The organism is Sphingomonas lycopersici, assembly GCF_026130605.1.
Lineage (GTDB): Bacteria > Pseudomonadota > Alphaproteobacteria > Sphingomonadales > Sphingomonadaceae > Sphingomonas > Sphingomonas lycopersici.
The window spans coordinates 103927-115652 of the sequence record NZ_JANFAU010000003.1; the positions used below are offsets into that span (position 1 = coordinate 103927).

Below are 11726 nucleotides of genomic sequence, written 5' to 3' on the forward strand. Positions count from 1 at the left end.
TGCGCGCCCCGTCATCCCGGCTTAGGGCCGGGCTGACGGAGATTGCTTGCGCAGCGACGCCGGGCTCGTGCCGAACGTCCGACGGAATACCCGCGCCAGCGCCGAGGCCGAGTCGAACCCGGTTGCCAGCGCGATATCGAGCACCTTGAGGTCGGTCGTCTCAATCAGCGCGCGGGCGCGCTCGACCCGCAACCGCCGGTAATAATCCTGTGGCGCCATCCCGAGATGCGTGTCGAACAACCGCTCGACCTGCCGCACCGACAGCCCGGCGCGCGCCGCGAGCGCGGGCGAGGCGAGCGGCGCGTCGAGATGCGCCTCCATCACCGCGATCACCCCCAGCACCGCGCGGTTGCGCACCGCGAGCCGGCGGTCGAGCGCCATGCGCTGCGCCTCGCCGGCACGGCGGATGCGATCGTGGATGAACTGTTCCGAGACGGCATGTGCGAAGGCGCGACCGTGGCTGTCGGCGAGCCGTTCGAGCATCATGTCGAGCGCCGCCGTCCCCCCGGCGCAGGTGAACACCCGCTCGCCGATAGCGTAGAGCGCGTCGGTGACGGGGATGTCCGCCCAGCGCTCGCGAAATTCGGGCGCCGCCTCCCAGTGGATCGCCACCGGCCCGCGTCCGGCGACCCCGGCGCGCGCGAGGATTTCCACCCCGGTATCGAGCGCGCCCAGCCGGCCGCCGTCGTGCGCGAAGCGGCGCAGCGTCGCGAGCCCGGCACGGCCGATCGCCTTGTCGGGGCGGAAACCGGCGCAGACGATCAGCGTGCCCGGCGCGGTGACCTCGGCCAGCGCGCGATCGACCGGGAAGCGCATCCCGCTCGACGCGGCGACCGGCGCGCCGTCTTCGGCGTGGAGTCGCCAGGCGAAGATCGTCCGCCCGGCGATGCGGTTGGCGACGCGCAGCGGCTCGACCGCGGAGAAGAAGGCGAGCGCCGAAAAGCCCTCGACCAACAGGAAATCCACCGTCTCGATGCCGTCGGCCATGAACGGCACCAATCACATATTGTCGCAAAATGCACCAATAATGTCGCCTGATGCCCCACGTAATATCGAAACGCGGCGCAGATTTCCTCGCAGATTAGCGAGAGGCCCACATGCAAAGCCCCATGCAAAGCGAAGTGTTCATCACCTGCGCGGTCACCGGATCGGGCGATACCGCCAGCCGGCATCCCGGGCTTCCGATCACCCCGGCGCAGATCGCCGACGCCTCGATCGAGGCGGCCAAGGCGGGCGCGGCGATCGCGCATATCCACGTCCGCGATCCCGAAACCGGCGCCGCGAGCCGCGATCCCGCGCTGTATCGCGAAGTGGTCGAGCGGATCCGCGCGTCGGACACCGACGTCATCATCAACCTCACCGCCGGGATGGGCGGTGACGTGGTGTTCGGTCCCGGCGAGAACCCGCTGCCGCTCGACCCGAAGGGCACCGATATGGTCGGCCCGCTCGAGCGGCTGGCGCATGTCGAGGAATTGCTGCCCGAAATCTGCACGCTCGATTGCGGCACGATGAATTTCTCGGCCGGCGATTATGTGATGACCAACACCCCCAGCCACCTGCGCGCGATGGCCAAGCGGGTGCAGGAACTCGGCGTCCGCCCCGAGCTCGAAGTGTTCGACTTCGGTCATCTCGTCTTCGTCAAGGATCTCATCAAGGAAGGGCTGCTCGATAACCCACTGATGATCCAGCTGTGCCTCGGCATCCCCTATGGGGCGCCCGACGATCCGATGACGACGATGGCGCTGGTCAACCAATTGCCCGAGGGCGCGATCTTCTCCGGCTTCTCGATCGGCTCGCGGCAATTGCCGTTCGTCGCGATGGCGGTGCTGGCGGGGGGCAACGTCCGCGTTGGGCTGGAGGATAATCTCTATCTCCAGCGCGGGGTGAAGGCGTCGAACGCCGATCTCGTCACCCGCGCGAAGACGATCATCGAGGCGATGAACGTCCGCGTGATGGGCCCGGCCGAGGTGCGCGAGAAGCTCAAGCTCAGGAAGGCCGCCTGACATGATCGCCACGGTGCGCAAGGCCGGGCTGGTCGGCGGTGGGGTGATCGGCGCCGGCTGGGCGGCGCGGCTGCTGCTCAACGGCATCGACGTCGCGATCTTCGATCCCGATCCCGAGATCGGGCGCAAGGTGGAGACGGTGCTCGCCGGCGCGCGGCGCGCGTGGCAGCGGTTGATCCCGGCGGGGCTTCCCGCCGAGGGCAAGTTGCGGCTCGCCTCTTCGGTCGAGGATGCCGTCGCCGATGCCGATTTCGTCCAGGAGAGCCTGCCCGAGCGCGAGGACCTCAAGATCGACGTCCTCGGCCGCATCGATCGCGCGACCCGTCCCGATGTGGTGATCGGCTCGTCGACTTCCGGGCTGCTCCCGACGCGGCTGCAATCGGGGATGGCGCATCCCGAGCGGCTGGTGGTCGGGCATCCGTTCAACCCGGTCTATCTGCTCCCGCTGGTCGAGATCTGCGGCGGCGCGGCGACCTCCGACGCGACCAAGCAATGGGCGGCGGATTTCTACATCTCGCTCGGGATGCATCCGCTCCACGTCCGCAAGGAGATCGACGGCTTCATCGCCGATCGCCTGCTCGAGGCGTTGTGGCGCGAGGCCTTGTGGCTGGTCAACGACGGCATCGCCACCACCGAGGAGATCGACGACGCGATCCGCTACGGCGCGGGGCTGCGCTGGTCGTTCATGGGCACCTTCCTGATCTATCGCGTCGCCGGCGGCGAGGCGGGGATGCGGCATTTCCTCGCGCAATTCGGCCCCGCGCTGAAATTGCCCTGGACCAAGCTGGAGGCGCCCGAGCTGACCGATGCCTTGGTCGATCGCGTCGCCGAGCAATCCGACGATCAGGCCGGCGGCACCTCGATCCGCGAGCTGGAGCGAATCCGCGACGACGCGCTGATCGCGGTGCTCTCGGGGCTGCGCGGCGAGGATTATGGCGCGGGCAAGACGCTCGCCGATTATGCCCGCACGGTGATGGCGAAGCTGCCCGCCCCGGCGACCGAGGTGGACGAGACGAGGCCGCTCGCGCTGCACGAGGCGCCAGTCGCGGCCGACTGGATCGATTATAACGGCCATATGACCGAGCACCGCTATCTGCAGGTGTTCGGCGATACGACTGATGCGTTGCTGCGCTATCTGTCGGTCGACGCCGATTATCTCGCGAACGGCGGGAGCTGGTATACGGTCGAGACGCATATCCGGCATCTCGGCGAGACCAAGGCCGGCGACCGGCTCACCGCGACGACCCAGATCCTCGGCGCGGACGAGAAACGGCTCCACGTCTTCCACAGCCTGTCGCGCGCGAGCGACGGCGCCTGCGTCGCGACCGCCGAACAGATGCTGCTTCACGTCGATGCCAAGACAGGGCGCGGCGGCCCCGCCTCGGGGACGCCCGCCGCAAAGGTCGCGGCGCTGGCCAAGGCGCAGGCCGGGCTTGCCCCGCCCGACGGCGCCGGGCGACGGATTTCGATGCCGGGGAAATAGTTGAAAACGATAAAGAGGAGAGGATGATGAAGATCGGATTGCTCGCGCTGCCGGCCATGTTGATCGGGGCGATCCCGGCGCTGGCCGATCCGCCCTCGGTGCCGGCGATCGGCGCGATCCAGTCCGACTTCGACGATTTCGGCCCCGCGGTGCAGTCGCTGACCCTGCCGTCGGGCCGGGTGGTCCATTATACCGACACCGGCGAGGCCGGCGGCCGCACCGTCCTGTTCATCGGCGGCACAGGCACCAGCGCGCGCGCTGCGGGGATGACCGATTTCCTCAAGACATTGCGCCAGCAGCTCAAGCTGCGCTTCATCACCGTCGAGCGTAACGGCTTCGGCGACACCGTATTCAAGCCCGATTGGGGGTTCGCCGATTATGCCGGTGAGGTGCGCGCGGTGCTCGATCATCTCGCGGTCAAGCGCTTCGCCGGAGTCGCGATCTCGGGCGGCGGGCCGTATATGGCGGCGGTCGCCGGGGCGATGCCCGAGCGGTTGATCTCGGTCCATATGCTCGCCACTGCCGCCACCTCGGCGGGCTCGGCGCGGTGCAAGGTATCGCTCGAACAGGCCACCGCGGGGGTCAGATCCTCGGTACAGAACCCGCAAAGCTGGTGGGCCTTCCCCGCCAACAGCCCGACCTTCCGCATCCCCGGCTTCTCCGATCGCGCTTATGAGGAAGGCGCACGCACCTTCTTCATCCGCGGCCAGATGGGCGATCCCACCCCCGAGGCGGCGGAGATGCTGCGCTATTGCGGCCCCGCCCCCGATGTCTCGAAGGTCACCGCGCCGGTGCATATCTATCAGGGCGGCGCCGATCCCTTGGTGAAGATCGACCAGGCCGAATATTGGCGCAGCCATTATCCCAATGTCGCCTCGTTCCGCGTCTTCCCCGGCGAAGCGCATGACGTGCAATATCGCCACTGGGACCAGGTGCTGATCGAACTCGCCGGTTTCACCGACCAGAGTGTGATCTGTGAGGCCGGCAAGGCCCGCGCGGTCGCCAAGGCAGAGGCGGAGGGATTGGTGGCAAAGGGCGCGACGCTCGGCATCTGCGCCTGGTCGCGGCGCTAGCGCATCGGGCCGATCCTAACTGGACCCCGGCCTTCGCCGGGGTGGTTCCCATCTTGTGTCCCCGCGAAGGGCCTCCGTCAAAGTAGTACTTTGACGGGAACCCAAGGCGGGGACCCAGTCTGGGCTCCCGCCTTCGCGGGAGCACAAGGGCGGCTCAATGTGATCCCGATCGAACGTGCAAAGCTTGGATCGCTGTTTTGCGGACATAAATGCGCATATTTCTACGCAAAGCGGTTGACTTGCGCTGCCTGCCCGGCGGAAACGGGCGCCGACGGCTAAGCGGCGGAGACAACCGATGAACATCTCGCGGAAAGTGATCGGCGCGACGGCGCTGGCCTTGGCCGTATCGGCCCCCGCCCCGCTGATCGCCCGCGGCAAGGCGCAACTCACCCGCCCCGCCGCCGCGCGGGTTACTGCGATCCCGTTCACCGCCGCCTCGGTCACCCGTGCCGGCGGCGGCTACCGCATCGAATGGACCGGGCAGAATGCCGGCACGGTACGCGTCTTCGCCAGCGAGCGCCCCGATCCGGTATCGACCGGCAAGCCGGTGGCGGAGGGGCTGGGTACCGCCGCGGTGACGGTCGATGGGCTCGCCCCCGATCATCGCTGGTTCTTCACGCTCGTTCCCGCGGAAGGCGACCCGCTGGTCGTCGCCGATCGCGGGCTGCACCTCGCGACGGTGCCCAATCTGCGCGATATCGGCGGCTATCGCACCAGCGACGGCCGCTGGGTGAAGATGGGGCTGATCTATCGCTCGGATCAGCTCAACCGGCTGAGCGATGCCGATCTCGCGGCGATGGGCAGACTCGGACTGACCACCATTGCCGATCTGCGCACCGTCGCCGAGCGCACTCGCGAACCCGATCGCGTCGCGGCGGGCGCCGAGCCGCTGGTGCTCGATATCGCCAAGGACAGCCAGGGCTCATTGGGCGGCGACATGCGCGGCGCGATGGCGGCGATCGCCTCCGGGCATGCCGCGGAGATGCTGGTCGACGCCAACCGCGAGTTCGTCTCGCTGCCCAGCGCGCGCGCCGGCTACCGCGACCTGCTCCAGAAGCTCGAAGCACCGGGCACCAATGCCCTGCTCTATCATTGCACCGCCGGGAAGGACCGCACCGGCTGGGCCAGCGCGGTGATCCTCACCCTGCTCGGCGTCCCGCGTGAGACGGTGCTGCACGATTATATGCTCAGCAACACCTATCTGCGCGCCAAGAACGATGCGGCGCTCGCCGCGCTCGCCAAACCGGGGTCGCCGATGAAACCCGCCTATCTCGAAGCGGCGATGACGGTGCGCCCCGATTATATCCAGGCGGCGTTCGACGAGGTCGAGCATCGCTACGGCTCGTTCGACAATTATATCCGCCACGGGCTCGGGCTCACCGAGGCCGACATTAAGGCATTGCGGGCGCGCTACCTGACGAAGTGATCCACCCCGGCACAGGCCGGAGCTGGTCGCGACTGGACCCCGGTCTTTTGCCGAGGTGGTGCGCTCTTCCTTCTGCTCCCGCCTTCCCGGGAGCACAAGGGCGGCTCGACGTGGTCCCAATTAAGCGCAGGGCGCTCAGCCGCGCTGCGGGATCGTCGCCACGAGCGGCTCGTGCCCCCAGCCGGCGAGCAATGCGCGCAGCGCCGCACCCGACAGCCCCACCGTGGCGGTGTTGCGCAACGGGTGAACATTGACCTGCGCGGCCTCGGCGAGATCGGTGTCGATCACCACTCGCACCCGCGCCTCGCGGTCGTTGATCGCGGCGAGCGGGGTAACCGATCCGGGCGCCACCCCCAGCAGCGCCTGCATATCCTCGGCCTTGCCGAAGCTCAGCTTCTTCGCGCCGATCACCCCGGCGAGCGCCTTCAGGTCGACGCTCTTGGCGTGATCGACCGTCACCAGCCAGAAGGCGCCGCCCGAATCCTTGAGGAACAGGTTCTTGGTATGCGCACCGGGCATCGCGGCGTGGATCGCCAAGCTCTCCTCGACGGTGAACACCGCCTGATGTTCGAGCACGTCCCAGCCCAGCCCGCGATCGGCAAAGGCAAGGCGCAGCGCTTCCTCGCTCATTTGAACACCACCGTCCGTTGGCCGTTGAGCATCACGCGATGCTCGCAATGCGCCTTGACCGCGCGGGTCAGCACGCGGCTTTCGGTTTCCTGCCCCTGCGCGATGAGATCGTCGGCCGTATCGGCGTGATCGACCGTTGACACGTCCTGCGCAATGATCGGCCCCTCATCGAGATCGGGGGTGACATAATGCGCGGTCGCGCCGACCATCTTCACCCCGCGCTCCCACGCGCGATGATAGGGCCGCGCGCCCTTGAAGGCGGGGAGCGAGCTGTGGTGGATGTTGATCACCTTGCCCTGTAGCGCGCGGCAGGCTGAATCCGACAAGACCTGCATGTAGCGGGCGAGGATGATCAGATCGACCTGCTGTTCCTCGATCAACGCGAGCAGCTTCTGCTCCTGCTCGGCCTTGGTTGCCGGCGTGATCGGCAGATAGTGATAGGGAATCCCTTCGTGCTCGGCGCGCCGCCGCCAGATCTCGTGATTGGAGACGATTGAGGTCACCTCGATCGGCAGATAGCCGGTGACCGCGCGATAGAGGAGATCGTTGAGGCAGTGGCCGCCCTTGCTGACCATGATCAGCGCGCGCTGCTTCACCGACAGATCATGGACCTGCCATTGCAGATCGAATGCCGCCGCGACCGGCAGGAAGCCGCGCCCGAAGCTCTCGGTGGTCATCCCCGCCGGGCCGGTGAAGGTAACGCGCATGAAGAAGCGCCCGCTGTCGGCATCGCCGAACTGCGCATTATGGACGATGTTGCAATCCTGTGCGGCGATCGAATTGGCGATCGCCGCGACGATCCCCTTCCGATCGACGCACGACACCAGCAACACGAAATCGGGCTTGGCCATGTTCATCCCCGTCATCCCTCACCGCTCTAGCATCTACGCATGCGCCCGGAAGGCGGAAAGTCGACTGGCTTTTCATAAGAACATGTAATATACAGTTTCAGGTAATTTTATTGCGGAGCCTGCCTGATGCGCCTGCCGCCCGAGTTCGATCTTCACGCGCTGGAGGTGTTCGTCCTTACCGTCGAGCTGGGCGGGATGACGGCGAGCGCGCAGCAATTGCGCATCACCCAATCGGCGGTGTCACAGACGATCACGCGGCTGGAACAGGGCATCGGCACCGCGCTCTTCGATCGATCGCTGCGCCCCTTGGGCGTCACCCCCGCGGGACGCGCCTTGTACGAGCGCGCGCGTACCCTGCTCTCCACCGCGCGGCGCGTGGTCGACGAGGTGCGCGAAGGCGCGCAACAGCCGATCGACCAGATCACGATCGGCATGGCCGAAACCCTGGCCACCCTGCTCACCGCCCCATTGCTCCACCACGCCGGCAAAAGGGTCGGGCGGTGGCGGGTGCGCTCGGGGATATCGCTCAACCAGCAACAGGATTTCCTCGCCCGCCGGTGCGACATGCTGGTTACGGGGAGCAACACGCTCGAAAAACACCCCGGGATCGAGCATCACGACGTTACCGACGATCCGTTCGTGCTCGTCTTTCCTAGCGATTATCACGGGTCGCCCGATCCGGCCGAAGCGGCGGGGCGGCTCCCCTTCGTGCGCTATTCGCTCGATACCGGCATGGGGCAGCGGATCGAAAGCCAGCTCACCCGGATGAAGCTCGCGCTGCCCAATGTGATCGAGGTCGACATCATCCACCAGCAGCTCACGATCGTCGCGCTGGGGATCGGCTGGAGCATCACCTCATTGCTGTGCCTCGCGGCGATGCCCGGATTGATCCCGCAGCTGCGCGTCGAGCCGATGCCGCGTGGGCGGTTCTCCCGCCGCATCCAGGTCGTCGCGCGGGCCGGCGAACTCGGCGATCTCGCCGCCAGCACCGCGGGCCTCGCGCGCGCGGTGATCCACGAACAGGCGCTTCCCCCGGTGCTCGCGCGATTGCCGTGGGCGGCGCCGGTCGCCCGCTAGCGGCCGGTCGAACTTTTTTCTTCGGCCGCCCGTCTCCACATCGTGGGCCCTTTTCGTTAACCATCTTCTCGCGCCGATGAAATCACGCGCAAGCGATCGACAATCTCCTTCATTTTGAAGGCGTCATCTTGAAAATCCCGTGATGATCATGGCAAATAGAAATCCCGTTCAGCGGGACCTCCCAGAACGCGGCCGGGCAGCGTTTTGCCCGGCCGTCTTTTTTTTACTGGTAAAATTCTCGCATACGCGCGGGGCCAGCCCCCGAGATATTTGAACCGCTGGCGCTTCGGCGAGCATGACAAAGACCTGTGCGCGGCTCTGTTGATACTGTGCCGGCCCGATCGGCCCGCCACGCCCGGCCCGCGCCGAAGAGCCAACTTTTCCTCCCCATTCTGGGGCTATATGCTTGGGGGCGTGACTGGAGACGATCGCTTCAACAAGCTCAACGAGCGCCAGCGGCATTATCTGCGCGCGGTCCTGATTCGACAGAATTCGGCCGAGATCGCGCGTGCCGAGCGCGAGCGCGGGAACGAGGTATCGAAGGCGGCGATCGACAAGGTCATCAAACAGGCGATGGAGCGGATCGGGACGAATTCGCGCTTCGACGCCGCGCGTCAGTTCGCCGAATACGAGGCGCGCCAGGGGGTCCACCGATTGGACCTCCCGCCAGAGGACCTTTTGTCCCCCCGGCAATCGGGCGCAAAGACGTCCTCGTCGAACGAACGGGATCAGGCAATCAACGGGGATATCTCGCTGACCTTTCGCGATACCGAACTCACTTTCGGCGCGATATCGGCGGGTAATAATGAAACGCTGGCCCCCGCGGCCTTGGGACCAACGGGCACCACCCCGGGGGTCATCTGGAGCCGGGTGTGGCGGTCGCTGGCGATAACCCTGGCCCTCGTTTTGGCGACGATCGCGCTCGGCAACATGTACGCCCAGCTGTCTCGTTAATCGCTCCAGGGGGTTCCTCGGAGCCACATACGTAAGGCGCAGCGGATGCTGTCGCCTGAGGAGGCTCTATGTCTGAATATGAACAGGACTTTCGCGAAATCGGCCTCGTGCTTCGCGGCTTCGAGCGCAGTATCGACGCGGCGCTGGCCGACGGATGCGATCTCCTCAAGGCCGCCACGGTCAAGAGCAATGACATCGGCATCGCCGCCCCTGTCTCGCAGCCGATCATCGCGTCGCTGTTCGGTACGCTCGAACTCGCGATGAAGGCGCGCAACCAGGCATCCGAAGCGCACCTGCAGCTCAAGGAATTCCGCACGGTCATCCGCAAGGGTCCAAGCGCGTTCGGCGATTGCTGCAGCTCGTTGCCGACGGGCGTCGAGGAGAAAGTGCTCCGCGCGGTCGCCTGAGACCGATTGTCGGCTTGACCGGCTCATGGCTCCATGATCCGGTCAAGCCATGCGGATGACGATCTTTGCAATCCTTCTGGTAACCAGCGTCCTGTCGGCGCTCCTGATCGGTGACCGGAATGCGCGACGGATCGGGGTCATTCTGACCCTGGCCGCCCTGGCGACCTGGCTCATCCCGTTTACCGGGTCCGAGCGCGTCGTGCACATTTCCTGGAAGCTCGTCACGGTCGATGTGGTGACCTGGTTAGCCCTTTTAGGCGTTGTCGCATGTTCCGAAGCACGCTGGCCTTCCTGGATCGCCGCGCTGCAAGGCGTGACGGTGTTGTCGCATCTTGCGGGGCTGATGCCGGGTATCGCCCCCTGGGTCTATGTCCGGGGGACGGTTTCCTGGTCATGGCCGATCGTGATCCTTCTGCAATTCGTGACGTTGCGCGACTGGCCGCCCGTGCGGAAGCGTCTCGCGCGCTGGTGGCCGCGCTTATCCGGCCGATCGCCGGGCATCAAAGCGAGCAAGTCGCAGCCGAACTGATCGCCACCTTCGGCGGCCTCCGCCAGATCCTCGGCGCCGACACCGCGTCGCTCCCGGACCAGCTTCGACCGAGCGTCCAGCACCTCCGCCAGACCGAGCAGCTGTTTTCCCAGCTGCTCCGCGAACAGCTCCAGAATACGATGTTGCTCGACCAGCCGGCGCTGGTGGAGCGATACCTTACGCACGAAATGGGAAGCCTCTCGGTCGAGCAGATCCGGGTGATGTACCTGGATTCATCCTATCGGCTGATAAAGGATCAGGTCGTCGCGAGCGGCACGCGATGGAAGGTTCGCGTCGAAATCCATAAAATCCTTCGTAAGTGCATCCTGTTCGACGCGAGTGCGATCATCATCGCGCACAATCATCCGTCGAGCCGCTGGAAACCGACACCGCACGATATCGAGAGCACGCGTATTCTTGCCGAGGCAAGCCGCCTGCTTTCGATCGAATTCGTCGATCATTGGATCGTCACCGAAAGTGGCGCGCTGAGCATGCGCGCCGCGGGCTTGTTATGAGCCAAGGCCACCCCGAACCCGGATCAAAGTCCACATGACCCTAGCTGCATCCTCCCCGCGATCGATCGCCCTTGCGAGCTTCATGCTGTCGATCAGGCGCAGGCGCGAGACGGTCTTCCCCGATCTCGACGTCGGCGATCTGGCGTGGAACCTGTTGCTCGATCTGTATATTCATCACGGTGTCGAGCGCCGGGTCTCGATCACCGCGCTATGCGCGACCGCCGGGGCGCCGACATCGACCGCGTTGCGCCATGTCAACGCCTTGATCGACAGTGGGATTTTCACGCGCGAGCCCGATCCGCTTGACCGGCGGCGGGCCTTCGTCCGCCTCGCGCCCCAGGTGATCGCCGCGCTCGACCAATTCCTGTCGGATCAATTCCAGCGCGCGCAAACAACACTCAGAGATTGAAGGAAAAAATGAAGAAGAGCGCGCTGCACGGCGCCGGCTGGCGGCGCTAACTGCGCCGTTCGGCCACCAGATAGCCGGCGAAAGCGCATGAAACGAACGACAGCAGCTTCAATATGTCGAGATCGACCTGCGAAAAATATCGTTCGACGAGGCTGATGATCGAGAATAACAGAAAGAATATTGAAGCGAGCCCGAATAATACCAAAAACCCTTCCGGCTTGATCGGTATATAGGCGAATAGTATTTTCTTAAACCAGACCCTGTCATCCATAGTTAACCATGCCCCGACCCGATTGAGTCACCGCCCGCGTCCAGTCGACTGGACGCCAGGCCCGGGCCTTAATCGGCGACAGACACCAAGTAACCGAT

At 65.6% G+C, this 11726-nt stretch carries 14 protein-coding genes; 10 read left to right on the forward strand and 4 right to left on the reverse strand.

Going from position 1 to position 11726, the window contains the following annotated elements:
• Positions 1-21: 21 nt before the first annotated feature.
• On the reverse strand, positions 22-987 hold the full coding sequence (locus tag NED98_RS07195; RefSeq protein ID WP_265312391.1) for a GlxA family transcriptional regulator: 966 nt from the start codon (positions 985-987) through the stop codon (positions 22-24).
• 110 nt (positions 988-1097) lie between these two features.
• Between NED98_RS07195 and NED98_RS07200 the strand changes: the two genes are divergently transcribed.
• The 4 genes from NED98_RS07200 to NED98_RS07215 all read left to right on the forward strand — a co-directional run bounded on the left by NED98_RS07200 (position 1098) and on the right by NED98_RS07215 (position 5985).
• A complete protein-coding gene (locus NED98_RS07200; RefSeq protein ID WP_265312392.1) occupies positions 1098-2003 on the forward strand; it encodes a beta-keto acid cleavage family enzyme in 906 nt (301 codons plus the stop codon).
• Position 2004: 1 nt separating this feature from the next.
• Entirely contained in the window at positions 2005-3486 is a 1482-nt protein-coding gene (locus tag NED98_RS07205) for a carnitine 3-dehydrogenase (protein WP_265312393.1), read from the forward strand.
• A gap of 26 nt (positions 3487-3512) precedes the next feature.
• Entirely contained in the window at positions 3513-4559 is a 1047-nt protein-coding gene (locus tag NED98_RS07210; RefSeq protein ID WP_265312394.1) for an alpha/beta fold hydrolase, read from the forward strand.
• A gap of 295 nt (positions 4560-4854) precedes the next feature.
• Positions 4855-5985: a tyrosine-protein phosphatase gene (locus NED98_RS07215; RefSeq protein ID WP_265312395.1), complete on the forward strand. Its 1131-nt coding sequence runs from the start codon at positions 4855-4857 to the stop codon at positions 5983-5985.
• A 135-nt stretch (positions 5986-6120) separates the two neighbouring features.
• Here NED98_RS07215 and NED98_RS07220 read toward each other — a convergent pair whose 3' ends face one another.
• Complete coding sequence (locus tag NED98_RS07220) at positions 6121-6615, reverse strand: prolyl-tRNA synthetase associated domain-containing protein (RefSeq protein WP_265312396.1); 495 nt, start codon at positions 6613-6615, stop codon at positions 6121-6123.
• The gene (gene purU, locus NED98_RS07225; RefSeq protein ID WP_265312812.1) at positions 6612-7466 is read right to left on the reverse strand and encodes a formyltetrahydrofolate deformylase; all 855 of its coding nucleotides are present in this window, start codon (positions 7464-7466) and stop codon (positions 6612-6614) included. The genes NED98_RS07220 and purU overlap by 4 nt, the downstream gene beginning before the upstream one ends.
• A 126-nt stretch (positions 7467-7592) precedes the next feature.
• Here purU and NED98_RS07230 point away from each other — a divergent pair, with 126 nt between their 5' ends.
• From NED98_RS07230 to NED98_RS07255, 6 genes are all read left to right on the forward strand, one after another.
• Positions 7593-8543: a LysR family transcriptional regulator gene (locus tag NED98_RS07230; RefSeq protein ID WP_265312397.1), complete on the forward strand. Its 951-nt coding sequence runs from the start codon at positions 7593-7595 to the stop codon at positions 8541-8543.
• A 270-nt stretch (positions 8544-8813) separates the two neighbouring features.
• A complete protein-coding gene (locus tag NED98_RS07235) occupies positions 8814-9497 on the forward strand; it encodes a hypothetical protein (protein WP_265312398.1) in 684 nt (227 codons plus the stop codon).
• A 68-nt stretch (positions 9498-9565) separates the two neighbouring features.
• Positions 9566-9904 carry a hypothetical protein gene (locus NED98_RS07240; protein WP_179515373.1) on the forward strand — a complete coding sequence of 113 codons (339 nt, stop codon included), beginning with the start codon at positions 9566-9568 and terminating at the stop codon, positions 9902-9904.
• Between the two features lie 55 nt (positions 9905-9959).
• Complete coding sequence (locus NED98_RS07245; protein WP_265312399.1) at positions 9960-10433, forward strand: hypothetical protein; 474 nt, start codon at positions 9960-9962, stop codon at positions 10431-10433.
• Positions 10434-10573: 140 nt separating this feature from the next.
• Positions 10574-10948 (forward strand): JAB domain-containing protein, encoded by a 375-nt coding sequence (locus tag NED98_RS07250; RefSeq protein ID WP_265268230.1) that lies wholly within the window; start codon positions 10574-10576, stop codon positions 10946-10948.
• Between the two features lie 34 nt (positions 10949-10982).
• Positions 10983-11357 (forward strand): MarR family winged helix-turn-helix transcriptional regulator, encoded by a 375-nt coding sequence (locus NED98_RS07255; RefSeq protein WP_179515371.1) that lies wholly within the window; start codon positions 10983-10985, stop codon positions 11355-11357.
• Positions 11358-11403: 46 nt separating this feature from the next.
• Here NED98_RS07255 and NED98_RS07260 read toward each other — a convergent pair whose 3' ends face one another.
• On the reverse strand, positions 11404-11628 hold the full coding sequence (locus NED98_RS07260; protein ID WP_179515370.1) for a hypothetical protein: 225 nt from the start codon (positions 11626-11628) through the stop codon (positions 11404-11406).
• Positions 11629-11726: the final 98 nt, after the last annotated feature.